Below are 25,697 nucleotides of genomic sequence, written 5' to 3' on the forward strand. Positions count from 1 at the left end.
TGAAGATCCAAAGCCCGGGAGCTGTACGACACGCGGCGAGCCGTACAGCTCCCGGGTAGTTGATCAACTCAGGATGGCGCCCGGAACGACCTGCGCCGATACGCGAGTCGGCGGTTGGACCGGCAGCCCAGCGGCCAGATCCCCCGGCCGATGGCGAGGGCGGCCTGCTTGCTGCTCCGTCTGTGCTCGCAGCTCTCGTAGGCCACGGCGTAGCTGCCTCTGCCTGCCAAGCGGCGACTCGGCTGGAGCCCAGTGTGTCGACCATGGCCTTCCGCGACCGACCCGAAGTACGCTTTGCCCGTGGCTTAGGCATGGCTTAGGCGTGGCGTGGCGTGGCTGGTTCGGGCGGGCCGCGGAGCCGTCCGGTCGCGGCGACCGGCCACCCGGCACCCCCGCGACCAGGCTGGCGACCGGAGGGAGCGGGGTACGTGAGCAGCCTGACCGCTGAGCAGTTCATCGCGACGATGAAGAGTCTTCAGTCCGATCAGGAGCGCCAGAAGATCCGCCGGTACTTCAAGGCCGCGGGGGCCGACAACGAGGTCATCGGTGTCCGGATGAAACACATCTTCGACACCGCCAAACGATCCAAAGACATGCCGTTGGATCAGGTCGAGCAGCTGCTGGACAGCCCATACTACGAGGGCCGTGTCGGCGCGGTGAGCATCCTCGACTTCAAAGCTCGCGGCCGCAAGCTCACCGACGCCGACCGCAGGGCGCTCTATGAGATCTACCTCGGCAAGCATGACCGCATCAACAACTGGGACCTGGTCGACCGGTCGGCACCACGGGTGGTCGGCTGCTACCTCGTGGACAAGCCACGGAACGTCCTCTACGAGCTAGCCCGCTCAACGGACATCTGGCGACGGCGGACCGCCATCGTCGCGACCTGGTATTTCGTCTTCTACGACGACGACTTCACCGATGCCCTGGAGATCGCGGAGATCCTCCTGAAGGACCAGGAAGAGTTGATCAACAAGGCGGTCGGGACGACCCTGCGCTACGTCGGTGACCACGACCGGCAGGCACTGCTGAGCTTCCTCGACCAGCACGCTCATGACCTGCCGCGGGTCGCGCTGCGCTACGCCATCGAGAAGCTGGAACCGGAGCAGCGCAACCATTATCTGACGCTCGGCAAGTAGCGCAGGAACTCTCGCACCGCCTCGGCCACCGCGGCCGGGTCCTTGCGCAGCTCGTGCCGCTCCCCCGGGCGTACCACCACGGTCACGCCGGGGCCCGGCTCGGGGAGCCCGAACGGGTCCCGGTCGCCGTTGACCACCAGCGTCGGCACATCGCCGCGCAGTTCGTCGGCGCGGGACCGCTCCGGCCGACCCGGCGGGTGCAGCGGGAACGCCAGCGCGACCACCGCGGTCGCGGCCACGGTCGCGGCGGTGCGCGCGGCGACCCGGGCACCGCTGGACCGGCCCCCCACCACCAGCGGCCGGCCACTCAGCCGCGGATCGTCGCGCAGCTGCTCGATCACCGCGATCCACGCCGCGTCGAGCTGGCCGGCGGGCGCCGGCGCCCGCCGGCCAGCGACCCGGTACGGCTGGGTGATCCGGGCCACCGCCAGCCCTTCGTCGAGCGCCGCCTCGCGTACCGCCGCCAGATCGGGGGCGTCGACACTGCCGCCGGCGCCGTGCCCCAGCGCCAACCAGCCCACGGGTACGCCGGCCGGCAGCGTCAGCTCCACCTCGGCCGGCCCGCGGGCGGTAGCCGGTTGCCAGATCTCCGGATCGGCCGTGCTGCTTCCCATACCGCCACCGTAGACGCTGCTCACAGCGGCCACTGCCGACGCGCCCACCGGCACTAGACTGAGCCTTGGTGACCTCGACTCTGCTCAATCTCACGATCGTGACCGGGATGCTGCTGGCGGTGCGGCCAGGTGGTCCGCCAGCTGGCGGCCGCCCGGTAGCTCAGGCCCCGGCGGCGTCCAGCCGGACCAGCTGTTCCTCGGTCAGCTTGATCTCCAGCGCCGGCAGCGCCGCCTGGTACTGATCCAGCGTGCGGGGACCGATGATCGGGATCACCTGCGGCGACCGCTGCTGCATCAGCCACGCGAGCACCAGCTGGTTCGGGGTGACCGACAGCTCCGCCGCCAGCTCGCTCAGGACCGCCAGCCGGATGTCGGCGTCCGGACCCCGATAGTCGATGAACTTGCCGTGGCTCTCCCGCTTGACCGGATCGTTGTAGATCCCCATCAGAATTGGCGAGTACGCCACCAGTGACATGTCCTCATAGGTGCGCAGCAGGTCCAGGTGCTCGCTGTTGGCGATGCCGGCGTGGTCCAGCCCGGCCCGCGGCCGCAGATAGGAGTGCTGCTGCTGCACCGCCACCGGCGCTGGCCAGCCGTGCTCGGCGCAGAGCCGCCGAATCTCGGCCAACCGCCACGCGCGGACATTGGAGTAGCCGAGGTAGCGCACCTTGCCCGCCTGGACCATCTCGGCGAGCGCTGCCAGAGTTTCGACCAGCGGTGTCGCCCGGTCGTCCACATGCACGTAGTAGAGGTCGATCCGGTCGGTGCCCAGCCGCCGGAGGCTGTCGTCGACATGCCGGCGAATGGTCTCGGCACCCGCACCCTCGAAGGTCCGGTAGGCCTCGGCCCAGTCGGGCTCCCCGTCACTGCTGAACACCGCGTCGACGTCGCGTGGGATCGCGGAACCCTTGGTGGCCAGAAAGACCTCGTCACGACGGCCGCTGCGGGCGAACCACCGACCGAGCAGCTCCTCGCTGTGGCCGCCATAGCTCCCTCGGTCGTGCCACCAGCAGTAGCAGTTGGCGGTGTCGAGGAAGGTGCCACCGGCCGCGAGGTAGCGGTCGAGCATCTCGGTGGAGTCCGCCTCGCTGGTCCTGGTCCCCATCAGCATGCACCCGAGGGAGAGCTGACTGACCTTCTCACCGGTGCGGCCAAGGGTCACGGTCTGCATGGTGCGCTCCTGTCATCGAAACGCCGGAGGAAGCTCCGGCCATCAGCTGCGACCGACGGTACGAGTTCGAGCGCACTCTCAGTCAACCCCGGCCGCCCGGGTACGGCATGATGCACGCATGCGGATCGCCCCCGACGGTAGCCCGGTCGACCTCTACCGCCGGCTGCCGGCGCGCCAATCGGAGGCCGAGCTCCTGCATGACCTGCTGCCGGCGGGCGGGGCTGTACTCGACCTCGGCTGTGGTGCTGGCCGGCTCGCCGAACCGCTCGCCGCGCTCGGTCACCCGGTCACCGGGGTGGACAACGAGCCGGCGATGCTCGCGGGGCTGGACCGGGCCACCGGAGTCTGCGCCGAGATCACCGCGCTTGACCTGCCGGACCGGTTCGACGCCGTGCTGGCGATGAGCCACCTGGTCAACACCGCCGACGACGAGTTCGTCGCGGCGGTGTTGGCCACCGCCCGCCGGCACGTCACCGACTCCGGTTTCGTCGTGGTGGAGCGCCACGCCCCCGGCTGGGTGCACAGCTGCGCCGACTCCGACCACGAGCGGGACGGGGTGCGTTACCGGCTGACCGTCCATAGCCGAGACCAGGGCCAGTTGACCGCCACGATCCGGTACGAGTTCGACGGGAACGCGGCCGAGCAGCGCTTCTCGGCCCGGGACGTGCCCGACGACCGGCTTGCTGACCTGGCCGCAGCCGCGGGCCTGCGGGCGGTGGGAGCTCTGAACCCAGCCGAGACCCTGGTCCGATTGGAACCGGCTCAGTCGCCGAGCCGGGCTGCGCGCATGGTCAGGTAACGCTGCTCGGGGCGGCTGGCGGTCATGGTCGCCGCCGACCGGTACGCCGCTTGCGCGGCTTCGATCTCCCCCGCCTGTTCCAGCAGATGGCCGCGGGCCGCCGCAAGCCGGTGGCTGTGGGTCATCCGGGCGTCGGCGTCGAGGGTGCCGAGTAGCGCCAGGCCGGCCCGCGGGCCGTGCACCATCGCCACCGCGACCGCCCGGTTGAGGGTCACCACCGGCCCCGGGGCGACCCGCTCCAGCACCTCGTAGAGGGCGAGGATCTGCCGCCAGTCGGTAGTCTCCACGCTCTCGGCCTCGTCGTGCACCGCTGCGATCGCCGCCTGCAGCTGGTAGGGCCCTACCGGGCCGGTGCCGAGGGTACGGGTCAGCAGCGCGGTCCCCTCCGCGATCAGGTCGTTGTCCCACCGGTCCCGCCGCTGCTCGGTCAGCGGCACCAGCAGCCGGTCCGGGCCGGTCCGGGCGGCTCGCCGGGCGTCGGTGAGCAGCATCAACGCCAGCAGTCCCGCCACCTCCGGCTCGGTCGGCGCGAGCCGGTGCAGCAGCCGGGTCAGCCGGATCGCCTCGGCGGTCAGGTCGGTCCGCTGCACCGCCTCTCCGGCGGTGGCCGCGTACCCCTCGTTGAAGATCAGGTAGAGGACGTGCTGGACTTCGCGGAGCCGCGCCGGCCACTGTTCCGCGTCCGGTGGCGCGAACCGGGCGCCCGCGGCCTTGATCCGCTGCTTGGCCCGGGTGATCCGCTGCGCCATGGTCGGCTCCGGGATCAGAAAGGCGCGGGCAATCTCGGCAGTGGTCAGCCCGCCCACCGCCCGCAGCGTCAGCGCGATCGCGCCCGGCGGCGACAGCGCCGGGTGGCAGCACAGGAACAGCAGCGACAGCGAATCATCGCCGCTGGCCTGGTCGTCGTGGTCGGCCGGCGGCGTCACCTGCTGGTCCACCGGCGTCCGGGTGGTCACCAGCTCCTCGCGCCGGCGGCGAGCCTGGTCACTGCGGGTCTGGTCGGTGAGCCGCCGGAAGGCGACCTGGATCAGCCAGCCGCGCGGCGACTCCGGCACCCCGGACGCGGGCCACTGGACGGCCGCGGCCAGCAACGCCTCCTGCACCGCGTCCTCGGCGGCAGCGAAGTCGGCGTACCGCCGGCACACTGCGCCGAGCACCTGTGGGGCCAACTCCCGCAGCAGCTCCTCGAAGCCGTGGCCGGTTGCGGCCGCGGGCCGGGTCACATCTCTACCTCCGGCTCCGACATCACCTGGCGTACCTCGATCGGCTGGCCGACCGGGGCGCCGCCGGCGCCGGGGGCGGCCGAGGCCGCGCGGGCGACCGCCAGCGCCCGGGCCTCGTCCGCCACGTCGACGATCCAGTAGCCGGCGAGGAACTCCTTGGTCTCCGGGAAGGGCCCGTCGGTGACCACCACCTCGCCGCCCGGTTGCGTCCTTACCACCTTGGCCTGGTCGGGGAAGGCCAGCCCCTGCGCCTCGACCAGCTCCCCCGCAGCGCTCAACTCGTCGTTGAGCCGGTTCATGAACTCGTGGTGGGCCCGCAGCTCCTCCGGCCTCAGCTGCAGGAACTCTTGCCACTTCGCGGCCGGCCCCATCATCAGCAGCATGTACTTCACGTCGCTCTCCCGTCTGCTCCTGCTCACGCTCTCACAGAGACATCGGAGCCGCCGGGCGCTCTTCGACCGGCAACCCGCAAGGCGTGAACAAGCGGTAGCGGGATAAACAGCAACGTAGTAACATTGCTACCGAGAAGGAGGTGATGCATGTGGCTATCACCACGCTGTCGAGCCGGGAGTTCAACCAAGATACGGGTCGCGCCAAGGTCGCGGCACGAAGCGGGCCGGTCTTCATCACCGACCGCGGTCGTCCCGGGCATGTGCTGTTGACCTTCGAGGACTACCAACGACTGACCGGTCAGGACAACATCGTCGACCTGCTGGGCTTGCCGGCGGGTGTGGAAGACGCTGAGCTGGAGGCGCCTCGCCCGCGAGACCTCGCCCAGCCAGCGGACCTGAGCTGATGTTCCTGCTCGACACGAACGTCGTGTCGGAGCTACGAAAAGCCAGAGCCGGCCGCGCCGACAAGCACGTCGCCGCATGGGCGGCCGGCGCATCCGCGGCAAGCATGTTCGTGTCAGTAATCACCATCCAGGAGCTGGAGATCGGGGTTCTTCTCGCCGAACGGCGTGACCCGACCCAAGGCGCCATCCTGCGCCAGTGGCTGGCGAAGCAGGTGCTGCCCGCATTCGCCGAGCGCATCATCCCGGTCGATACCGCCGTTGCCAGACGCAGCGCCATGCTCCACGTCCCTGACCCGCGGCCGGTCCGGGACTCGCTTATAGCCGCCACCGCCATGGTCCACGGCTTGGCGGTCGTCACCCGCAACGTGGGCGACTTTCGGCCGATGGGCGCCGAGTTAGTCGACCCGTGGCAGGCGACCGACGCGTAGGCAGCAAGAACGGTCAGGCGCGCCGGCCCTGTCCCGGTAACACTGGTGGCATGGCCGAGAACGGACGCGATCGCCTGCGGGAGCTGCTCGACGCGGTCCTGCTCGATACCGACGGCGCCGCGGATGGGGTCCACCGCCGGCTCGAGGACATGGCCGACGACGCCTTCAGCTCGCCGTTTCACTTCAGCCGGCTGCTCTCCCGGGCCACCGGTGAGCCGCCGGTCGCCATGCGCCGGCGGGTGATGCTCGAGCGCTCCGCCTGGCAGCTCGCCCGCGGCACGTCGGTCACCCAGGCCGCCTGGGCGGCCGGCTACGAGTCGGTCGAGGGATTCAGCCGCGCGTTCCTGCGGGCGTTCGGCCGTTCGCCGTCCAGCCCCGCCGGCGGGAGCCACTGGCTGCCGGCCCCGAACGGCATCCACTTCCACCCGCCCATGTCGCTGTGGGCGCAAGCGCAGGAACGGCCGATGAACCCGCTTACTGAGCAACTGGTGGCCCACGACCTCGATGACACCCGGACGCTGCTGGAGTTGGCCAAGGGGCTGGCGGTGGCTGAGTTCCGCGCCATCTGCCAGCCCGGGACGATCGTGTTGCCGTGGGACGGGCCGGAAGAGTCGATCGCCGCCGTGCTCGATCACCAGGTCTTAGCCAAGGAGGTCTGGCTGGCCTCGATCGAAGGACTCGACCTGCCGTACCGTGCGGGGCCGCCGGACGCCGCCGGTCTGCTCGACCGGCACGACGCGGTCGCACCACGCTGGCTGGCCACGGTACGGGACATCGACCGCCGCGGGGCATGGAACGACCGGCTCATCGACGCGCTCTGCGATCCGCCGGAGAGCTTCGTGATCAGCAGCGTCATCGCCCACGTACTGACCTACTCCGCCCACCGGCGCCAGCTGGTACGGCGGATGTTGGCCGCCGCTGGCCGCGAGACCGACCACGGCGACCCGATCATATGGCTACGAGCACAACGGGGAGAGACCGGATGAGCGTCACCACGTACTACACCGCCACCAGCCTCGATGGCTTCATCGCGGACGAACAGCAATCGCTCGAGTGGTTGCTCCGCCAGGACCTGGACGAGTCCGGTCCGCTCAACTACGACGAGTTCTTCGCCCGCATCGGCGCCGTGGTGATGGGCTCCACGACCTACGAGTGGATTCTCAAGCACGAGCGCGGCAAGTGGCCGTACCAGCTGCCGGTGTGGGTGATGACCACACGGGACCTGCCGAGGGTCGACGGAGATATCGGGTTCGCCCGCGGCGACGTCCGAGCCGTCCACGCCGAGATGACCGCCGCGGCAGCGGGGAAGGATCTGTGGGTGGTCGGCGGTGGTGAGCTGGCCGGCCAGTTCGCGGACGCCGGCCTGCTCGATGAGATCATCGTCTACATCGCACCGGTGACCCTGGGCGCGGGGGCGCCGCTGCTGCCACGCAAACTCGACCTCCGGCTTGAGGAGGTGGCCCGGAACCAGGCTTTCACCTGCGCCCGCTATTCGGTCGTCGGGCGTACGGCGTCGTAGAGTCGGGCGGACCTCGTCGTAGAGTCGGGCAGATGAGGCTTGAGCTCGTCACCGGCGACATCACTACCGAGCGCGTGGATGCGATCGTGAACGCGGCCAATTCGAGCCTGCTCGGCGGCGGCGGGGTGGACGGGGCGATCCACCGCAAGGGCGGCCCCGCGATCCTCGCGGCGTGCCGGGACCTGCGGGCCGGCGCCTACGGTGGTGGCCTACCGACCGGGCAGGCGGTCGCCACCACCGCGGGCAACCTGCCCGCCCGGTGGGTGGTGCATACGGTGGGCCCGGTCTGGCACGAGTCCGAGGACCGGTCCAGCGTGCTCCAGGACTGCTACCGGAACTCGCTGCGGGTCGCGGCGGAACTGGGGGCGGCATCGGTGGCGTTTCCGCTGATCTCGGCGGGGGTCTACCGCTGGCCACGCGCGGACGCGGTGTCCCACGCGGTAACCACGATCCGCGCCGAGGCGGCGCATCCGGTCACCCTGGTCCGGCTGGTGCTCTTCGACGAAGCGACCCGGAACGTCGCCGAACAGGTCCTCGGGCAGGGGTGAGCTGGCCGGCCCACAGGGCCGCAGCTCACCATGCCACCGCGACCGCCACGTTCGCCGTGGTCAACAGCCCGACCGCGACCGGCCAGGACCGGTGATCGGGGCGACGCCGGTGCAGTATGACCGCCACCAGAACCAGCACCGCGAGACCGAGCTTGACCGCGATCTTGGCTGAGTCGACCGGCAGGTGTTGGATCTCGCGGCTGGCGGTGAGGCCGAAGCCGGTTGCCAGCTGCACCAGGGCACCGGCCAGCATCGTGGTCGCGGCGCGCCGCAGCGCGGGCGCGCCGAGTTGCACCAGGCACCCGCCGATCAGCGCAGCCAAGCCGAGGAAGTGCGTGATGAGCAGGATGTACCGCAAGGTCTCCACGTGACGCCTCCGAGAGGTGAGTAAGTGCTCACCAACTTACCATGGTGGGCGAGTACCCACTAACCTGCAAGGTCGGCACCGGAAGGAGCACACATGGCCGCCGCCAGCACCACATCCACCCAGACCCGGACCCGGATCGTCGACGCCGCCGCCGCGGTGATGCGCGACCTCGGCCTTGCCCGGGCCACCACCAAAGCGATCGCCGCCGCAGCGGGCTACTCGGAGGCCACCCTCTACAAACACTTCCCGAGCAAGGAAGAGCTCTTCCTGGCGGTGCTCCAGGAGCGGCTACCCGATCTCGGTGGGTTGCTCGCCGCGCTGCGCGACCCCGACCAGGATCGCAGCGTTGCCGAGAACCTGATCGAGGTCGCGGCCCAGGCGGTGGCCTTCTACACCGAGGGTGTGCCGGTGGCCGCGTCGATCTTCGCCGAGCCTTCCCTGCTCGCCCAGCACCGGGAACGGCTCGCGGCGCTCGGAGCCGGGCCCCAACACGTCAATGCCGGGCTCGCCGGCTACCTGCGCGTGGAGCGGGACCGCGGCCGGCTACCCGCGCACCTCGACCCGCAGGCCGCGGCCGATCTGCTGATCGGCGCCTGCTTCCAGCACGGGTTCCTACTCAGCTACGCCGGCGGCACCGAGACCGATGCACAGCGGCGGGAATTCGCGACCGGGATCGTCACCACGCTGCTCGGCGAGAACCCATCACCGTGACGACCGCGGTCGCTGCCACCCGCCGATCTCGACCGGCACCCCGGCCGAGGCGTGGCACAACGGGTCCGACCCCGGCTCTGGCAGCCCGGCCGAGGCCAGCAGATTCTCCCGCAGCCGCCGCACCCGCGCCCGGCGCAGCGTCCACGGGGGATGGTCGGCATCGGCGGTCGCCAACCCTCCGGCGAACAGCGAATACAGCCTGAACCGGGCGGTCAGGAAGTGATCCAGCTCAGTCACCTCGGTGGGTGGCACCTCCTCCCCCAGTTCTGCCACCAGCTCGCAACCGGCGCCCGCCCGGCCGGGCCACCGGCGCCGGGACCGGTAGCTGAGCACCGCGCCGGCTCGACGCACCGACATGCCGGCCCAGTAGTACGGCAGGCCGAACGCGGCCCGCGCCGCGACCACCGCAGGCAGCCGGGCAGCGTCGAGCGAGCAGAACCAGATCCCGGTGCGCCCATCCGGCCCGTGTACGTACGTGCGCACGTTGGTCTCCGGAAACCGGGACAGCCCCGGCAACGGCGGACCGCCGAGCAGCCGTACCCGGTCCATCAGGAATGGAATCAGGCCCACCCAGGCCGAGCCGTCGTAGGTCTGCACCCGCAGGCCCGGCGGCAACAGCGCCTGCACCGTCTCGGCCGGGTAGCGCCAGTGCAGGAAGGTCAGCCACCGCCAGTGCTGCCGCATACCTCGACGGTACCGGCGAGCGGGGGTACCGCCCTAGGCCAGCACGGTACGGGCCGACCCGGTGCGGGTACGGGAGGAGGATGACGGCAGACCCGGCTAGCTCCGCCGCCGACCAGCTCGCCGGCTACCGGCGGAAGCGGGACTTCGCGCAGACCCCGGAGCCGACCGGCGCCTCCCCCGGCACCGCATCGCAGCCGCGGTTTGTGGTGCAGCGGCACCGGGCGCGGCGGTTGCACTACGACCTCCGGTTGGAGATCGGTGGGGCGCTGGCCAGCTGGGCGGTGCCCAAGGGCCCGACCCTGGATCCGGCGGTACGACGGGCGGCGTTCCGGGTCGAGGACCACCCGATCGAGTACCTCGACTTCGAGGGTGTCATCCCCGCCGACCAGTACGGTGGCGGCGATGTCATCGTGTGGGACGCCGGTGACTGGCGAGCACTTGAGCCCGACCCGGCCGCTGCGCTCGCCCACGGGGAACTCCACTTCGACCTGTACGGCCGCAAGCTCCGCGGCCGGTTCGTGCTGGTCAATACCGGGCGCGGCGACCCGGATCGCGAGCAGTGGCTGCTGCTACACAAACGGGACGAGTTCGCGGTGCCGGGTTGGGAGCCTGAGGCGCACCCCTACTCGGTACATAGTGGCCGCACGAACGAACAGGTCAAGGCCGCCCCGGAACGGTTGTGGCGGTCCGATCTGCCTGCCGACCGCGCCGCCGTCGCGGTACCGGCCGCCGCCGACGGCACCGACACCGACACCGGCGCCGGTGCCGGTGCCGGTGCCGATGAGCTGCGGCGCCTGGACGACTTGGGCTCCGCCGGGACCTGGGAGGTGTTCGGCCGCCGGCTGCGGGTCACCAACCTCGACAAAGTACTCTTCCCGCCCCGGCCCGGCGAGCCGCCGGTCACCAAACGAGACCTGCTGCGGTACGCGGCGCAGATCGCCCCGGTGGTGCTGCCGTACCTGACCGGGCGGGCGCTGAACATGCACCGGTTCCCCGACGGGGCGCAGGAGAAGGGGTTCTGGCACAAGGCGCTGCCCAACCACGCACCGCGGTGGCTGCCCCGGTGGACCAACCCCGAAGCCGGCCCGGGCGAGACCCGCACCTACCTCGTGGTGGACGAGCCGGCCGCCCTGGTCTGGGCCGCCAACTTCGGCGCCCTGGAGTGGCACCCCTGGACCTCACCGGTCGAGACTCCGCACCAGCCGACGTACGCCCTGATCGACCTGGACCCGGGTAAGACCACCAGCTGGCAGGAGCTGCTGGTGCTGGCGCGGTTGCACCGCACCGCCCTGGCTCACCTGGGAGTCGCGGCCCGCGCCAAGGTCACCGGGCGCCGCGGTATCCAGATCTGGGTACCGGTCACCGGCGGCCCCGACTTCGCCACCACCCGGGCCTGGGCCGAGCAGCTGTCGCGCGCCATCGGTGCGGTCGTGCCCGAGCTGGTCAGCTGGGAGTGGGGCGTCTCCGAGCGCGGTGGCCTGGCCCGGCTCGACTACACCCAGAACGCCGTCAACAAGACGCTCGTCGCCCCGTACAGCCCACGACCGGCCCCGGGCGCCCCGGTTTCGGCCCCGATCGACTGGGACGAACTCGACGAACCGGGGCTGACCCCGGACGCCTTCACCATCCGTACCATCCTGCCCCGCCTCGCGGCCCGGGGAGACCTGTTCCGTGACGTGCTCCACCACTCGCAGCAGCTGCCGCCGCTGCGGTGATGAAACGCAGCAGCTGCCGCCGCTGCGGTGAGGCAGCGCGGCGGTGCCCGCCGCCAGGTGCTCCCGCCGGGTTGGCAGGATGGGGCGGTGAGTGAGAACCGAGCGCAGCCACTGCTCGACCCGGCCGGCATCGACCAGCTTCGGGAGGCGCTGACCAGCGCCGGCTACACCAGCGCCGGGATCTCCGACCGGCTCGGCCCGGCCGCCACCGCCGCCGTGAGCCGTGGGGATCATCGGGCGGCCCTGCGCGCCACCGCCGACCGGGATCCACTCGCCACCCTGATCCGACTCTTCGTCTGTGGACAGAGCGAACCGGCCGACGTGGTCGCCGCGGCGTTGGCCCCGCTACCACTCGCCGCCGCCCAGGCCGCCGGCCTGGTGGTACCGCACATTGACGGCGTACGCCGGGGAGTGGACCTGGAGCCGTACGGCGACCGGTGGTGGGTGGTGGCCGACCTCCCGGCGGCACATACCGGACAGCCGCTCGCCGCCGACCATGTGCTCGGGATCGGCGGCGCCTCCACCACGCTGGCGGGCGCCACGATCCGCCGGCCGGTCGGGCGGGCGCTCGACCTCGGCACCGGCTGTGGCGTGCAGGCGCTGCAGCTTGCCACCCACGCCGACTCGGTGACCGCCACCGATCTCAGCCCGCGGGCGCTGCGGTTCGCCGCCACCACCGCGGCGCTGAGCGGCCAGCGCTGGGACCTGCGCGCCGGTGACCTCACCGAGCCGGTGGCCGGCGAACGCTTCGATCTGGTCGTCAGCAACCCGCCGTTCGTGGTTGGCCCCGGGTCGATCAGCCACACCTACCGGGACTCGGGCCGGCCGGGCGACGCGGTCAGCGCCGACCTGGCCCGCTCGGCGCCCACGCTGCTCACCGAGGGCGGCGTGATGCAGTTCCTGGCCAACTGGGCGCACGTCTCCGGTGAGGACTGGCGGGAGCGGGTGGCCGGCTGGTTCACCGGCACCGGTTGCGATGTGTGGGCGATCCAGCGGGAGGTCAGCGACCCGCTCGGGTACGCGCGGATGTGGTTGGCCGACAGCGGGGAGCGGGCCGACCCGCAGCGCATGAGCGACTGGCTGGACTGGTTCGACGCGCAGGCCATCGAGGCGGTCGGATTCGGGGTGATCACGGTGCGGCACAGTGGCCGCGCCGACCCGGCGATCCGGGTGGAGGAGCTCCGCCAGCAGCTGGCCGACCAATTGGGGCCTCAGATCGGGGCCTGGTTCGACCGGCAGGACTGGCTCCGCGCGCGCACCCTCCGGCAACTGCTGGCGGAGCGTTATGTTGCTGCGCCCGGGCTGCGGCTGCGCCAGGAGGCGAGCATCGGCGAGCAGGGGTGGGAGGTCGACCGGCAGCTGCTGACTTTGCCGGCCGGTCTGCGCTGGGCGGAGGAGACCGATCCATTCGCAGTCGCGTTGGTCGCCGGGGCCGACGGCCAGCTGCCGATGCGCGACCAGCTGGCGCTGCTCGCCGCCGCCTACGACACCCCCGAGGCGGAGCTGGCCGAGGTTACCGCGGCCGTCCTCGCCCACCTGGTCGAGCGCGGCATGCTGTTGCCCGCCACGCTCGATTGAGTCCGGCGCACCGGTCAGCCGACCGACAGCGCCGTCACCACAGTCGCCACAGCGATGACGCCGACGGCGGCGACCCCCAGCAACACGCTCCGGTGACCGAAGTTGACGGTCCAACCGAAACCGCCGCGCTTCTGCACCAGCACGCTCGGGTCCTCCCGGTTGACGTAGACGAGACCGCCGACCCGCCAATGCCGGTCATCATCGGGCGGCACCACGTCGGTCGGCTCGTCGCGCTCGCCGCCGCCCGAACGCAGCCGCCAACCGCCCTGCCCGGAGCGCAGCGCCGCCGCCCACACCAGCCCGCTGACCGCCACTACCGGCAACACGACCAGCGCTATCATCACCGGTCCGGCGTCCCGCAGCGAGCCGGTCCAGATCAGCATCGCTACCGTCGCCAGCACCAGATTCTGGGCCAGCATGACCGCGAACAGACTGTACGACCAGATACGGAGGAACCGGCGGTGCCGCAGCCCGCTCCGGCGCGGCCGGGCCGGGTCGAGTTCGGCCCTAGCCCGCATCGTCACCCAGAGCACCAGCAGCAGCAACGCCGTCACCGCCGCCTGGATCATCACCGGCCCGAACGCGCTGAGCACAGTGGTCTCGACGGTGACATACTCGAGGCCGTCCGGCCGGTAGTTGACCGCCACAACCAGTTCGTCGGGCAGGCTCGGATAGCTCACTACCCCGATCACGGCGACGGCGCCGATGATCGCCAATGACGGCAGCGCCGCCCACCAGGGCACCGGCTCCGGTTCGGTACGCAGGGTGGTGTCGACCGCAACGCCCGCCCGCTTCCCGGCGTACCAGTCACCGCGTACCTTGGCGAACCGGACTGTCCGATGTGCGTACCCGTAGGCCACGATGAGCGCCGCCGCCAGCACCCCGCCGGTCAGGGCCAGCCAGAACCCGAACGGCATCCACGGCCCCAGCGCTACCGCGGTCACCGCGGCGAGCGCCCCGGACCCGGCGACGTGACGCCGGTACCGCCGCAGCGCGGCGACGATCGCGGGATCATCGGCGCGGTCACCCGGCACCCGTACCCCGAACCAGATGGTGTCCCGGTCGATCACCGGCACCATCCACATGATCGCGGTCACCAGTGCGATCGCCGCCAGCGTCCCGCCCAGGATGGGCCCGGTCATGTGTGTTCCCTCTCCTCGATATCGGTCAGTGAGCGCAGCTGCGCCTCGCACCGGCTGAGCACCTCCGCCGCCGGCACCCCACGGGCGACCGCCTCGGCGAGCAGGACGCGCAGTCGGCCCTCCCACTCCGGGTAGAAATCGGGCGGCGGCGGACCGGAACCGGGGCCGCGGGCGACCACCGCCCCGGTCTTGCGGTGCAGGCGCAGCAGTCCTTCCCGGCGGAGCAGGTCGTACGCCTTGTTGACGGTGTGGAAATTGACCCCGAGATCGGCACCGAGTTGCCTAGTGGCGGGCAGCGAATCCCCTTGCCGCAGCTCGCCGGCGGCGATCGCGCGCACGATCTGATCCCGCAGCTGCTGATAGATCGGCACCTCGGTGTTCAGATCGATCGTCAGGATCACGACTGCTCCTCGTGGTAACGCTGGCCGGACCTCTCATCCCACCATCCTGGCCAGCGCCGCCGGCACGGCCGGTGCCGGCGGCTTCGTCCCGGTCAGGTCACGTCCCGCCGGACCGGCAGCGCGATCGCGACCGCCGCCGCGGCCAGGCCGTACCCGAGCAGCGTCAGCCAGCCGGCGGCCGGCGGCAGCAGCGTCGGCAGGTTGCCGAACTCCTCGGCCATCGCCTCGTTGAGGATGCTGAACTCGGTGAGGGACGCGGTGGCCCCACCCGGCAGGTACGGGTAGAGGTGGTTCACCCCCGGGATCAGGATCAGCATCGGCTCCAGCGTGTACAGATAGCCACCGACCACCAGCAACGTGGCGAGCTGGTTGCGGATCAGGGCCCCGACCCCCACCCCCAGGATCGTGTAGACCGCGGTGGCGGCGACCAGCCGGAGCTGCAACCCGGCGATGGTGCCCGGGTCCGCCCCCACCGTCAGCCCGGCGGGGACCGCCACCGCCACCAGCCCGGCCACGGCGGCCACCGCCGCGGCCACGCCGAAGACCACCCCCACCGCCGCATAGGTCGCCACCTTCGCCAGCACCACCGGGTAACGGCGGGGTACGAACAGGAACGACTGGGTGATCGTCCGGTGCCGGTACTCCTGGGTCATGGCCGCCGCGCCCAGCAACGCCGGGATGATCACCACTAGGCCACCGACCGAGAGCGCCGCCCGGACTCCGGCCTCGGTGTCGACCGGCGGCAGCGGCGGGTCGGAGACCGGCCCGAAGGCGGCGATCACCGCCACCGAGCCGGCGGTGACGCCGACGGTCGCCAGCAGCAGCCACAGCCACAGTTGGGTGCCGAGTAGTTTACGTAGCTCGGCGTGGAGCATCCGGATCATCGAGCAGCCTCCGTGGTGAGGACCTCCGTGGTGAGGTTGAGGAAGACCGACTCCAGGCCGGTACGGGTCGGGTCGAGTTCGGCGAGCGTGCCGCTGGCGAGCAGCCGGCCCCGGTGGATGACGACCGCCCGGTCGACGCTCTGCTGCACCTCGGCGAGCAGATGACTGGAGATCAGCACGGTGCGCCCCTGGTCGGCGAAGTCCCGCAGGAACCGGCGTAGCCACGCGATGCCCTGCGGGTCCAGACCGTTGACCGGCTCGTCGAGCAACAGCACTTGCGGGTCGCCGAGCAGGGCGGTGGCGAGGTTGAGTCGTTGCCGCATGCCCGTGGAGTAGGTCCGGTACCTCCGGTCGGCGTACTCGGTCATCTCCAGCTGTGCGAGCACCTCGTCGACGCGGCAGGCGGGATAGCCGGCTAGCGCGCAGTGGACCCGCAGGTGGCTGCGGGCGCTGTGCCCCGGGTGGGCGTAGGCGCCGTCGAGCGCCGCCCCGACCACCGCGTTCGGCGCGGCGAGCTCCCGGTAGCGGTGTCCGCCGATCGCCACGGCCCCGCTGGTGGGCTGCACCAGCCCGAGAATCATCCGCAGCGTGGTGGTCTTGCCGGCTCCGTTCGGGCCGAGGAAGCCGGTGATCTGGCCGGGTGGGACCGAGAAGCTCAACTCCTCGACCGCAGTCACCCCTCGGTACCGCTTCGTCAGCCGCTGCACCTCGATCGGCACACCAGCCATCGGACCCTGAGTTGGTTTCATGTAGTTATTCTATCTGTCATAGAACAAAGCGCAAAGCCTTCTCCGCCTGGTGGGGCGAGTCGGGATCTTGTGACCGGAAATGTCGGGATATCACGGGGCGCATGGTCCCCACCCGCCCCACCAAGCGGGGACGGGCGGCGCTAACTCGGGACCTTGTGGGGGCTAGTCGGCGTTGACCAGGCGCAGCAGCGGGGCGTCCGAGCCGTCGACCGCGACGTAGATCGCACCGTCGTGCGGCCCCACCGCCACGTCCCGGATCCGCCACCCCTCATCGGCGAGCAGCGGCTCGGCCTCCTCGACCTGGTCGCCCGCCACCGTCAGCCGGGCAAGATACTCGCTGGCCAGGCCGCCGACGAGCAGATCATCCTGCCACTGTGGGAACTCGTCACCGGTATAGAAGGTCAGACCAGCGGGCGGGAAACCGCCGCTGCCGCACTCCCAGTAGAAGACCGGCTCGACGGTGCCCTCGACCTCGTCGGGCCACTCTCCGAGCGGCGTGTCGGTGCCGTATTCGCAGGCGGTAGTCGCCACCGGCCAGCCGAAGTTGCCGCCGGCCTCCAGCACATTGATCTCGTCGCCGTCCTGCTCGCCGTGCTCACTGGCCCAGATCTCCCCGGTCTCCGGATGCACCGTCAGCCCCTGAATGTTGCGGTGCCCGTAGGAGTAGATCTCGTCGGCGACCTCCGGATCGTCGACGAATGGGTTGTCGGCCGGCACCGACCCGTCCGGTTCCAGCCGCAAGGTCGTCCCGATCGGCGTACTCGGGTCCTGCGCGGGGTGGTCGTCGAAGTTTTTGTAGCCTCGGTCGCCGACGGTCATGAACAGGTAGCCGTCGTCGTCGAAGACGATCGACGAGCCGTAGTGGGCGGTGCTCTGCAGGAACGGCTCGGCCACATACAGCACCTCGACCTGGTCGAGCTGCTGCTCGGCCAGGTCGAGCTGGCCGCGGGCGAGGTGGGTGGTGGTGGTGCCGCCGCTGTCGTCGGCCGCCGAGTAGGTGAGGTAGACCCACGGCGCCTCGGGGTAGTCCGGGTCCAGCGCGACGTCGAGCAGCCCGCCCTGACCGCCGGTGGCGACCTCAGGAACGCCGGAGATGTCGTCGATCTCGCCGGTGCTCGAGTCGACCACCGACAGAATCCCGGCCGACTGGGTCACCAGCAGCTGCTCGCCGTCGGGCAGGAAGGCCAGCCCCCACGGCCCGTCCAGACCGTCGACGACGGTCTCCACCACCAACTCGGTGTCGGCGACGGCGGGGGCGGTGGCGGCGCCGGTGCCGGTCGGAGCCGGCTCCTCAACCGGGTCGTCCGCCGCCGAGCACGCGCCCGCCGCGATCACGAGCCCGGCCACCGCGGCCCGCGCCATCAGAGTGCTTGCCCGCATGCGTTCCCCCCACCCGGCATCCATCGACGCCAACAACATCACCACTGTAACCATGCCAGCGCGCCACCGACGATCCCGCGCGGCTCGGCGCCGGCGGCCGGCTCAGCACCGGGCGGGTTTGAGCCAACTGCACTCCACGTCAGCCGGCAGCGGCGGGGTCGCCGGCTCCGGCACACTGGTCGGCAGCGTCCCCGCCCCGCCGACGCTGAATTCGGCGAGCGCCACCACGATCCGGTCCTCGATCACCTTGACTGCATCAAGGTGGTTGTTGAGCAGGATCGCGAAGACCAGCGGCCGGCCGTCGCCGTCGGTGACGTAACCGGAGAGGGCCGAGACCGACGTCAACGTGCCGGTCTTTGCGTACGCGTTGCCGGCCGCCGCGGTGTCCCGCATCCGGCTCGTGAGGGTCCCGCCCACCATCCGGTCCGGATCACCCGCGACCGGCAGCGCCTCATGCCACGCGTCGAACCACTCCTCCGAACGCAGCGCGCGGAGCAGCGTCACAAACTGGTCCGCCGGAACGAGGTTCCAGCGGGACAACCCGGAACCGTCCGCCTGCCGGTGCGACTCGACCGCCACGCCGTGCCCGGCAACGTAGTCACCGATCGCCGCCAGGCCCGCCGACATGAAGATGGTCTACACGTCTACCCCGTGATCGGTCAATGGTCTGGACCTGCCCTGCAATCAACCCGTAACTCCGGTTCGCGTGGCTCCGCGCGAGTCAGGCCAGTTCGCGGCTGCCCTGCCAGCGGTCCGCGTGGACCGCGGCCACCAACGGCCGGCGGCGCCGCCACCCGTGCCGCTCCAGATCCGGCACATCCTCCACATAAGACACAGGGCCGAGGCACAGCCACGCCACCGGGCGGATCCGCTCCGGGATCCCCAACAACCGCTGCAGAAACTCCTCCCGGTAGAAGGAGACCCAGCCGACCCCGAGCCGCTCCGCCGCCGCCGCGAGCCACAGATTCTGGATCGCCAGGCAGACTGAGTACAGGCCGGCGTCGGCGATAGCGTGCCGACCGAGGACGCCCGGCCCACCCCGCTCCGGGTCGTAAGTCACCACCACCGAGAGCGTGGACTCCCGCACCCCGTCAATCTTGATCTGGCGGAACCGGGCCGCCGCGTCACCGGTGAGGCTCCCCGCGTACACCTCCCGCTCGTGCCGGACATGCTCGTGGAACTCGGCACGCAGCCGGCGGTCGCGGACCACGATGAAGTCCCACGGCTGGGAAAGGCCCACGCTGGGCGCCGCGTGCGCCGCCGCCAGCACCCGATCAAGCACCTCGGCGGCGATCGGCGCACCGGTGAACTGGCCGCGCACGTCGCGACGGCGATGGATGACATCATAGAACTCACTGGGCATGGCAGGCTCCCGCTGCGCTCGGGCCCCGGCTAGCCGGGGCGGCGAATGCGAGGCCGGTCTTCGGACTCCCAGATCGTCACCTCACCGCCCGCCTTCCCAACCGCAAGGTCAGTGGCTGCGCACGCGACGCATGGGCGGCAGCTCCCTGGTCACCGCGGCGGGCCCGTGCCGGAGTCACACCGGCTTCCCGATTCTCCCCACTCAGGCCGAGCGGGGCACCTCGCGATCAGTTCGTGCCGCCCGCAGCGTACCGCGACGCCGCCGACCCACTAGCCGCCGGACCCGACCGCTGCCCGAATAGTCGCCATCTCATCCGGGCGCAACCGACCGGCAGCCGCCGCCGCCACACACTCGCGCAGCTCCGCCCGGTCCTTGACGCCGAGCACCACCGTGTCCACCTCCGGCATCGAGAGGGCGTACCGGTGCGCCAGCGACGCCGCGGACTCGCCGAACTCGCGCGCCAGCGCCCGAAACGGCTCCGCCCGATGGAAATCGGCCATGATCGGATGCTCCGGCGGCAGCTCCCGGTCGATCCCGTAGGTGAGCGCACCCGCCTGCACCGCCCGGATCCCCATCACTCCCACCCCGTGCCGGCGGGCGGCGGCCAGGGTCTCCGCCGGCCGGGTGTCGCTCTGCGCCGGCGCCAGCTCACCCGCGGAGTCCAGCAGGTTCGCCACGCACTGCGCGGCCGCGGGCGTCGGTGCCGCACCGAGCACCTCGGTCACCGCCGCCGTATCCGCCACCGCGGTGATCCCCCAAGACCCGATCCGACCCCGCCGGACCAGGTCTTCCAGCGCCGGCCGCACCGCCTCGACGAACAAGCTGACCGGCGTAGCCCACGGCGCCCCCGGCTCCGCCTCCGCCGTGACATGGTTGTGCAGCAGGAACACGTCGGCGAAAGAGATCCGCATCCGGGTCAGGCTGTCATCCAGCGACTTCTCCAGGAACGCGGGGACATCGAAGGGATCGGGGTTGCCGAGCCCACACTTGGTGGAGACCCGAACCCCGGCGGGGAGCTTACCGGCGAACGCCTCCCCCACCACCCGCTCCGCCTCGCCGTCACCGTACCCAGGCGCGACATCGATGAGATCAATGCCGGCGTCGACCGCCTCCCGGACGGTCGCGACCGCCTCCTGGCGGGTGGTGGGGCCCCAGACCTGCCCCAGCCCGCCACCGCCCAAGGTAAGGACGCTGACCTCCCCGACGCTGCCCAGGGTTCGCCGCTCCATCGCCACACTCCTTCCCATCGACTCCAGTCAGCCGCCCCCAAGGCTTCCACTTCGAGCGCTCTCGAAGTCAAGCCGCCGCCGCGACGTCGGCCACGACACAGGCGACGTTGTCCGGGGCGCCCGCGGCGTACGCCAGCTCCACCAGCCGGGCCGCGGTAGGCTCCGGATCGACGTCCGCCGCCAGCGCCGCGTGCAGCGCGCTCCGGTCGACGACCGCGGCGAGACCGTCCGAACAGAGCAGGTAGCGGTCGCCCGCAACCGCGGTACGCAGCGCCAGGTCGACCTCGACCGGTGACCCACCAGCGCCGAGCGCCCGGGTCAGTAGGGCGCGTCGCGGGTGGGCGGCGGCTTCCCGAGGGTCGAGCTTGCCGTGCTCGACCTGGCTCTGCACCCAGGTGTGGTCCTGGGTGAGCTGCGACAGCTCGCCGCCGCGCAGCAGATAGGCCCGGGTATCTCCGATGTGCACCATCGCCAGCTGGGAACCGGCGCGCAGCAACGCGGTAAGCGTGGTGACCGGCTGGTGCTCGCTGCTCGCCGACGAGCGGACGGTACGGTCGATCTCGTCGACCGCACCGGCGAGCAACGTGATCAGATCGGCCGCCGAGAGGTCGGCGAGCTCCAGCCACCGCAGGGCGTCGATGGCGGTGGTGCTGGCCGCGGCGCCGCCGGGCCCGCGCATACCGTCGGCGACCGCCAGCAACCGGTCACTGGCGTACGCCGCATCCTCGTTGCTCTCGCGGACGGCTCCGGTGTCGCAGCGGACGGCATGACGGATCATCACGGCCGAGTTGGTGTCGGGCATGTTCGGGTTCCTCTCGGAAAGCTGCTCGACGAGGAGGGCCACCTGCCGCGCGCGGTCGGCGACATCAACGGTGACCCGGCGCCAGTAGGCGGCGACAGCCTCGGCCGCCGCCGCCGGCTCCAGAGCGCAGACGGTGCGAATCTCGACCAGCGGCATGCCCACCGCGCGCAGCTGGGCGACCAGCCGGGCGTGAGCGAGCTGGCCGGGGTCGTAGAGCCGATACCCGGACTCCGGATCGACCGCGGCCGGGAGCAACAACCCCTGCTCGGCGTAGAGCCGCAGCGCCTTCGGGGTCAGCCCCGCCGCCCGGGCGAACGCCCCGATCGTCAGCAGCTCCACCTGGCCATCCTCCTCGTGCCGGTCGGGCGACCGGCGCCCACCACGGTGGGGCTTACCCAAGGGTCAAGGTCAAGTGCTCCGGCGGCGCCCCCTCGGCGACGAAGTCAGCCTAGCGGCGACTCGACGATTTGACGTTGATACGTAATTACGTAATACTCGGCTCATGGGCACCCTTGAGGAGCGCGTGGCGGCCCTGGAGACACAGCTCGCCGAGCTGACCGCCCGCCTCGACCAGACACCGGCACCGCCAGCAGCGCCCGAGGAGACCTTCTGGGCGCTCGATGCGCTCAGACAACGCCTGCCCGCAGGCACCGGCGGCGTCGTCTACACCGGCGTCGTAGAGGCCGCCCCAGGCGAACGCTTCGAGTGGCAGTACGGCGCCAGCACCGACGAGCTCCTCACCGAGACCGACTGGTCGCCGGCGGCGGCGACCCTGGCGGCGCTCGGCCACTCGGTCCGCCTACTGCTGTTGCGGGAGATCCTCCAGGGCCGCCGCACCGCTGCCGAACTCACCGAAGTAGAAGGGCTCGGCACGACTGGTCAGCTCTACCACCACCTCCGTGCGCTGTCGGGCGCCGGCTGGCTACGCACCACCGGGCGGGGGCACTACAGCGTGCCGCCCGAGCGGGTGGTGCCGCTGCTGGTCGTGCTGACCGCCGCACGCCGCTGAGCGAGGAGACGAGAGATGCGTCGATGGTTGGCCGCCCTGGCGGCCCTGGGGCTCATAACCACCGCCGTGGCCTGGCTACTCGGCCCGACTCCGCAACGGCTGGCGGATACCACCACGGGTGACCCGGCGCTCGCGGAGTCGGTCCGCGCGGTGATAGCCGACCCGACCGGCTACCACGGGCTCGCGGTCGCCCGGACCGACGCCGACCAGACCAGCTTCGCTGGACTCGGCGAGGCCGCCGCCGGCGAGCCGGTGGAGCCAGACACCGCGTTCGAAGTCGGCTCGATCGGCAAAGTACTGACCGGCATGCTCCTGGCCGACCTGGCGGCCGACGGCGTCGTCGACCCCGACCAGCCGCTCGGCGAGCTGCTACCGGCGGTCGACTTCGACGACCCGGCCGTCGCCGAGATCACCCTCGCCGAGCTCGCCAGCCACCGGTCCGGCCTACCGCGGCTGCGGATGGCCGGGCTTCGCACCGTGCTCAACGGGCTCACCTGGCAGCTGCGCGGCGGCGACCCGTACGCCGGTCAGGATGTCGACTGGCTCGCCGCCACGCTGCCCAGCGCCACTGTCAGCGCCGGCGAGCCGGCGGTCGACTACAGCAACTACGGGATGGCGCTCCTCGGGTACGCGCTGGCCGAGCACACCGGGGTGCCGTACCCGGAGCTGGTGCGGCAGCGGATCCTCGACCCGCTCGGCATGTCGGCCACCAGCTACCACCTCGACGGCGACCCCCTGCCGGCGCACCGGGCAGCCGGCGGCACCGCCGACGGGCGGACCATGGCCCCGTGGCAGGGCTCCGGCTACGCCGCCGCCGGCATCGGCCTGTGGTCCACAGCCGACGACCTGGCCACCCTGGTCGCGGCCGTCTCCGACGGCACCGCGCCGGGAGCCGACGCCGCCACCGCCCGGTTCGAAGCCGGCCCGGACGAGCACGTCGGTTACGGCTGGTTCACCGACCTGGTGAACGGGGACGAGCTCACCTGGCACAACGGGGCCAGCGGCGGCTTCCGGTCGTACGTCGGGTTCGAGCCGGCGACCGGCCAGGGGGTGGTGGTGCTGGGCAACACCGACCGCGACGTCGTGCCGCTGGGCCAGCAACTGCTCACCCAGGCCGGAGACCCGGTCGACCGCGCCGGTGTCGGCTGGTACGCGATCGTGGTCACCCTTGTGGTCAGCTGCTTGGGCGGGCTGTCGCTACTCTTCCTGGCTACCCGACCGGAGATCGACCGGCTGCGGCTGGTCTCCAATGGTGCCTGGGCGATGGCGCTGCCGGCGATCGCGTACCAGTACGGCGCCTGGTCGACGGTGCCGGCCCTGGTGTGGGCGCTCGGCGTCGGGGTCTCGGTGGTGGCGCTGGCGCAGGCGGTGCGGCGCTGGCCGGCGGTGCCGGTGGTGGCTGGCCGGTTCCGCTGGCTGCGTTGGGTCGCCTCGACCCTGCTGGCGCTCGCCGCCCCGCTGCTCGTCCTCTGGTTCTACACCTAACCCCCAACCCCGGCCGATCATGGACCTAGGTACCTGATCGGCGGGGTTTCGGGTCCCAAACCCCATGGTCAACAAGCTCCGGCTGCCCGCGGCAACGGCGAACTGTCATGATGACGTCATGACGGACACTTTGGAATTACTCCCGGAGGACTGGCAACGCGGGCTGGTGATCGTGGCCCACCCCGACGACATCGAGTACGGCGGCGCCGCCGCGATCGCCCGCTGGACCGACCAGGGCAAGCAGCTCGCGTACGCGCTGCTGACCAGCGGCGAGGCCGGTATCGACGGAATGCCACCAGAACAGGCCCGGGTGGTACGGGAAGCCGAACAGCGCGCCTCAGCCGCGGTGGTCGGAGTCGACTCGGTGGAGTTCCTCGGCTTTGCCGACGGCATCCTGGAGTACGGCGTGCCGCTCCGCCGGGAACTGGCGCGAGTGGTCCGCCGACACCAGCCGGAGATCGTCATCACCTCGAACTTCCGGGACACCTGGGACGGCAGCTTCCTGAACCAGGCCGATCACATCGCCACCGGCCGGGCGGTGCTGGACGCGGTCCGGGACGCCGGCAACCGGTGGGTGTTCTCCGAGCAGCTGGACGAAGGGCTCGACCCTTGGGACGGGGTACGCGAAGTCTGGGCCGCCAACTCGCCGCAGTCCCGGCACGGGGTGGATGTCACCGGCACGTTCGACCGCGGCGTCGAATCGCTCCGGGCGCACGACGCCTACCTTCGCGGGCTAGGTGACGACACTATGGACCCGGAGGAGATGCTGGCGGCCTTCGCCCGTCCGGTCGGCAGCAAGCTGGGTTGCCGCTACGGCGTGGCGTTCGAGGTCCTCGCGATGCGCTAAGGCAGCTTATGCGCTCCGCGAACTCCAGAGCTGGCGATCATGGACCTAGGTACATGATTCGGCCGATTTCCGCTCCCTAACCCCATGGTCAACTCGCGGGGGCCCCGGGGGGCGCGGTGGCCGCAGTGGCCCCGGTCGGGGGCCAGGGGACGGGGTCGGCGAGCTCACCCACGAAGCCACCATCCTCGGTGTGGTGCAGCCAGGTGAGCAGCTGCCAACCGGCGGCCGTCCGCACCAGCCGCCCCCCGTAGCGGGTCCCCGCCGGGTCCCCGTCCACCAGCTGATGCGTCTCCCACTCGTACGGACCGAGCAGCTTGTCGGCGGAGAGCAGATGAGTGCCCGGGATCCCGGCCGCCGGCCGCTGCGCGACCACCGCCGCCGGCGCCGGTGGGGTGGCGAAGAGCAGCTGCCAACGGCCCCCGGCCCAGACCACCTGCGGGATCTCCAGGTGGCCGAAGACGCCGGGGGCGGTGACCGGCGGGCCGACCTGCCAGTCAAGCAGGTCGCTGGAGGTGGCATGCCCGATCACGCCGCGGACCGCCGGGTCGCCGCTGCGCGCCCGGGCGGTGACGAAGGCGTGGAACCGGCCGGTCTGCGGGTCTTGCAGCACCCACGGGTCCCGCCAGGCCAGCTCCGGCCAGGCCGCGAGGTCGAGCTGCTCGTACCAGGTGGGGTCGGACTCGATCAACGGCGACTGGCCGTACCGGTGCCAGGTGACCAGGTCATCGGAGGTGGCGAGCCCGACCCGCTGCACCTTGCCCCCCTCCCGGTGGCTGGTGCCGGTGTAGAACATCCACCACCGCCCATCGTGCCGCAGCACGCTGCCGGTCCAGGTGGTGTAGTCGTCCCAGGCCGGCTCGGGCGAGGGCGCGAGGACATCGGGCAGCAGCTCCCATTCGCGCAGGTCGGTGGAGACGGCGTGTCCGATCGAGACGTGCCAGTGCCGTAGCTCCGGGTCGCCCAGCGACCGGGGCGCCTGCAGAAAGAAGAGGTGGTGGTCGGCGCCATCCTGGGCGAGCCAGAAGTCCCAGATCCAGCGGTCCGCGAGTCGAAGCCCCATGCCGTTCCGTTCTCTCGTTTCGTTGGGTGGTAGGCGTTGCCCGCGCCGTCGCGG

At 71.3% G+C, this 25,697-nt stretch carries 29 protein-coding genes and 1 riboswitch; of the genes, 13 read left to right on the forward strand and 16 right to left on the reverse strand.

Translation table 11 applies throughout. The features are described 5' to 3' along the window. Positions 1-428: 428 nt before the first annotated feature. Entirely contained in the window at positions 429-1,139 is a 711-nt protein-coding gene (locus tag JQS43_RS15935) for a DNA alkylation repair protein (RefSeq protein WP_239675181.1), read from the forward strand. Here JQS43_RS15935 and JQS43_RS15940 read toward each other — a convergent pair. Continuing rightward, positions 1,118-1,753: an alpha/beta hydrolase family protein gene (locus tag JQS43_RS15940; RefSeq protein WP_239675182.1), complete on the reverse strand. Its 636-nt coding sequence runs from the start codon at positions 1,751-1,753 to the stop codon at positions 1,118-1,120. The two genes, JQS43_RS15935 and JQS43_RS15940, sit on opposite strands and share 22 nt — an antisense overlap. Before the next feature lie 160 nt (positions 1,754-1,913). Beyond that, positions 1,914-2,924, reverse strand: coding sequence for an aldo/keto reductase (locus tag JQS43_RS15945; protein ID WP_239675183.1), 1,011 nt, complete (start codon positions 2,922-2,924; stop codon positions 1,914-1,916). A 118-nt stretch (positions 2,925-3,042) separates the two neighbouring features. Here JQS43_RS15945 and JQS43_RS15950 point away from each other — a divergent pair, with 118 nt between their 5' ends. Further along, complete coding sequence (locus JQS43_RS15950) at positions 3,043-3,723, forward strand: class I SAM-dependent methyltransferase (protein ID WP_239675184.1); 681 nt, start codon at positions 3,043-3,045, stop codon at positions 3,721-3,723. On the opposite strand, the gene JQS43_RS15955 is transcribed toward JQS43_RS15950, so the two are convergent. Then, complete coding sequence (locus JQS43_RS15955; RefSeq protein WP_239675185.1) at positions 3,687-4,946, reverse strand: RNA polymerase sigma factor; 1,260 nt, start codon at positions 4,944-4,946, stop codon at positions 3,687-3,689. The genes JQS43_RS15950 and JQS43_RS15955 overlap by 37 nt on opposite strands. After that, positions 4,943-5,365: a YciI family protein gene (locus JQS43_RS15960; protein ID WP_239675186.1), complete on the reverse strand. Its 423-nt coding sequence runs from the start codon at positions 5,363-5,365 to the stop codon at positions 4,943-4,945. The genes JQS43_RS15955 and JQS43_RS15960 overlap by 4 nt, the downstream gene beginning before the upstream one ends. Positions 5,366-5,487: 122 nt before the next feature. Between JQS43_RS15960 and JQS43_RS15965 the strand changes: the two genes are divergently transcribed. From JQS43_RS15965 to JQS43_RS15985, 5 genes are read left to right on the forward strand one after another with little or no spacing between them, the layout of a single operon-like run. Next, entirely contained in the window at positions 5,488-5,742 is a 255-nt protein-coding gene (locus JQS43_RS15965; protein ID WP_239675187.1) for a type II toxin-antitoxin system Phd/YefM family antitoxin, read from the forward strand. After that, the gene (locus JQS43_RS15970) at positions 5,742-6,170 is read left to right on the forward strand and encodes a type II toxin-antitoxin system VapC family toxin (protein WP_239675188.1); all 429 of its coding nucleotides are present in this window, start codon (positions 5,742-5,744) and stop codon (positions 6,168-6,170) included. Before JQS43_RS15965 ends, JQS43_RS15970 begins: the two co-directional genes overlap by 1 nt. Positions 6,171-6,220: 50 nt before the next feature. Next, on the forward strand, positions 6,221-7,156 hold the full coding sequence (locus tag JQS43_RS15975) for a helix-turn-helix domain-containing protein (protein WP_239675189.1): 936 nt from the start codon (positions 6,221-6,223) through the stop codon (positions 7,154-7,156). After that, positions 7,153-7,689 (forward strand): dihydrofolate reductase family protein, encoded by a 537-nt coding sequence (locus tag JQS43_RS15980; protein WP_239675190.1) that lies wholly within the window; start codon positions 7,153-7,155, stop codon positions 7,687-7,689. Before JQS43_RS15975 ends, JQS43_RS15980 begins: the two co-directional genes overlap by 4 nt. Before the next feature lie 32 nt (positions 7,690-7,721). Then, positions 7,722-8,237, forward strand: coding sequence for an O-acetyl-ADP-ribose deacetylase (locus JQS43_RS15985; protein ID WP_239675191.1), 516 nt, complete (start codon positions 7,722-7,724; stop codon positions 8,235-8,237). Between the two features lie 25 nt (positions 8,238-8,262). On the opposite strand, the gene JQS43_RS15990 is transcribed toward JQS43_RS15985, so the two are convergent. Beyond that, a complete protein-coding gene (locus JQS43_RS15990) occupies positions 8,263-8,604 on the reverse strand; it encodes a hypothetical protein (protein ID WP_239675192.1) in 342 nt (113 codons plus the stop codon). Between the two features lie 93 nt (positions 8,605-8,697). On the opposite strand from JQS43_RS15990, the gene JQS43_RS15995 reads away from it, so the two are divergent. Then, positions 8,698-9,315, forward strand: a complete 618-nt coding sequence (locus tag JQS43_RS15995) for a TetR/AcrR family transcriptional regulator (RefSeq protein ID WP_239675193.1) — start codon at positions 8,698-8,700, stop codon at positions 9,313-9,315. Here JQS43_RS15995 and JQS43_RS16000 read toward each other — a convergent pair. Beyond that, the gene (locus tag JQS43_RS16000; protein WP_239675194.1) at positions 9,307-9,999 is read right to left on the reverse strand and encodes a YqjF family protein; all 693 of its coding nucleotides are present in this window, start codon (positions 9,997-9,999) and stop codon (positions 9,307-9,309) included. The two genes, JQS43_RS15995 and JQS43_RS16000, sit on opposite strands and share 9 nt — an antisense overlap. 80 nt (positions 10,000-10,079) lie before the next feature. On the opposite strand from JQS43_RS16000, the gene JQS43_RS16005 reads away from it, so the two are divergent. After that, complete coding sequence (locus JQS43_RS16005) at positions 10,080-11,714, forward strand: non-homologous end-joining DNA ligase LigD (protein WP_239675195.1); 1,635 nt, start codon at positions 10,080-10,082, stop codon at positions 11,712-11,714. 87 nt (positions 11,715-11,801) lie between these two features. Next, positions 11,802-13,292 carry a DUF7782 domain-containing protein gene (locus JQS43_RS16010; protein ID WP_239675196.1) on the forward strand — a complete coding sequence of 497 codons (1,491 nt, stop codon included), beginning with the start codon at positions 11,802-11,804 and terminating at the stop codon, positions 13,290-13,292. A 14-nt stretch (positions 13,293-13,306) separates the two neighbouring features. Here the strand turns inward: JQS43_RS16010 and JQS43_RS16015 are convergent, their stop codons facing one another. The 9 genes from JQS43_RS16015 to JQS43_RS16055 form a co-directional block, all read right to left on the reverse strand. Continuing rightward, positions 13,307-14,434: a DUF1648 domain-containing protein gene (locus JQS43_RS16015; protein ID WP_239675197.1), complete on the reverse strand. Its 1,128-nt coding sequence runs from the start codon at positions 14,432-14,434 to the stop codon at positions 13,307-13,309. Beyond that, a complete protein-coding gene (locus JQS43_RS16020) occupies positions 14,431-14,835 on the reverse strand; it encodes a GntR family transcriptional regulator (protein WP_239675198.1) in 405 nt (134 codons plus the stop codon). The genes JQS43_RS16015 and JQS43_RS16020 overlap by 4 nt, the downstream gene beginning before the upstream one ends. Before the next feature lie 92 nt (positions 14,836-14,927). Then, positions 14,928-15,719: an ABC transporter permease gene (locus JQS43_RS16025; protein WP_239675199.1), complete on the reverse strand. Its 792-nt coding sequence runs from the start codon at positions 15,717-15,719 to the stop codon at positions 14,928-14,930. After that, complete coding sequence (locus JQS43_RS16030; RefSeq protein ID WP_239675200.1) at positions 15,716-16,468, reverse strand: ABC transporter ATP-binding protein; 753 nt, start codon at positions 16,466-16,468, stop codon at positions 15,716-15,718. The genes JQS43_RS16025 and JQS43_RS16030 overlap by 4 nt, the downstream gene beginning before the upstream one ends. Positions 16,469-16,630: 162 nt before the next feature. Further along, positions 16,631-17,902: a PQQ-dependent sugar dehydrogenase gene (locus JQS43_RS16035; protein WP_239675201.1), complete on the reverse strand. Its 1,272-nt coding sequence runs from the start codon at positions 17,900-17,902 to the stop codon at positions 16,631-16,633. Positions 17,903-17,950: 48 nt separating this feature from the next. After that, on the reverse strand, positions 17,951-18,475 hold the full coding sequence (locus JQS43_RS16040; RefSeq protein ID WP_239675202.1) for a D-alanyl-D-alanine carboxypeptidase: 525 nt from the start codon (positions 18,473-18,475) through the stop codon (positions 17,951-17,953). Positions 18,476-18,569: 94 nt separating this feature from the next. Further along, positions 18,570-19,211 carry a 5,6-dimethylbenzimidazole synthase gene (gene bluB, locus JQS43_RS16045; protein WP_239675203.1) on the reverse strand — a complete coding sequence of 214 codons (642 nt, stop codon included), beginning with the start codon at positions 19,209-19,211 and terminating at the stop codon, positions 18,570-18,572. Positions 19,212-19,245: 34 nt separating this feature from the next. Then, positions 19,246-19,449: riboswitch (cobalamin riboswitch) on the reverse strand. Positions 19,450-19,480: 31 nt separating this feature from the next. Further along, positions 19,481-20,440 carry an aldo/keto reductase gene (locus JQS43_RS16050; RefSeq protein WP_239675204.1) on the reverse strand — a complete coding sequence of 320 codons (960 nt, stop codon included), beginning with the start codon at positions 20,438-20,440 and terminating at the stop codon, positions 19,481-19,483. A 67-nt stretch (positions 20,441-20,507) separates the two neighbouring features. After that, the gene (locus JQS43_RS16055; protein ID WP_239675205.1) at positions 20,508-21,581 is read right to left on the reverse strand and encodes a MerR family transcriptional regulator; all 1,074 of its coding nucleotides are present in this window, start codon (positions 21,579-21,581) and stop codon (positions 20,508-20,510) included. Positions 21,582-21,744: 163 nt separating this feature from the next. Between JQS43_RS16055 and JQS43_RS16060 the strand changes: the two genes are divergently transcribed. The 3 genes from JQS43_RS16060 to JQS43_RS16070 all read left to right on the forward strand — a co-directional run bounded on the left by JQS43_RS16060 (position 21,745) and on the right by JQS43_RS16070 (position 24,583). Continuing rightward, positions 21,745-22,251 carry an ArsR/SmtB family transcription factor gene (locus tag JQS43_RS16060; protein WP_239675206.1) on the forward strand — a complete coding sequence of 169 codons (507 nt, stop codon included), beginning with the start codon at positions 21,745-21,747 and terminating at the stop codon, positions 22,249-22,251. A 15-nt stretch (positions 22,252-22,266) separates the two neighbouring features. Continuing rightward, a complete protein-coding gene (locus JQS43_RS16065) occupies positions 22,267-23,736 on the forward strand; it encodes a serine hydrolase domain-containing protein (protein WP_239675207.1) in 1,470 nt (489 codons plus the stop codon). 118 nt (positions 23,737-23,854) lie between these two features. Beyond that, a complete protein-coding gene (locus tag JQS43_RS16070; protein ID WP_239675208.1) occupies positions 23,855-24,583 on the forward strand; it encodes a PIG-L deacetylase family protein in 729 nt (242 codons plus the stop codon). A gap of 88 nt (positions 24,584-24,671) precedes the next feature. Here JQS43_RS16070 and JQS43_RS16075 read toward each other — a convergent pair whose 3' ends face one another. After that, positions 24,672-25,643, reverse strand: coding sequence for a family 43 glycosylhydrolase (locus JQS43_RS16075; RefSeq protein WP_239675209.1), 972 nt, complete (start codon positions 25,641-25,643; stop codon positions 24,672-24,674). Positions 25,644-25,697: the final 54 nt, after the last annotated feature.

The organism is Natronosporangium hydrolyticum, assembly GCF_016925615.1.
Lineage (GTDB): Bacteria > Actinomycetota > Actinomycetes > Mycobacteriales > Micromonosporaceae > Natronosporangium > Natronosporangium hydrolyticum.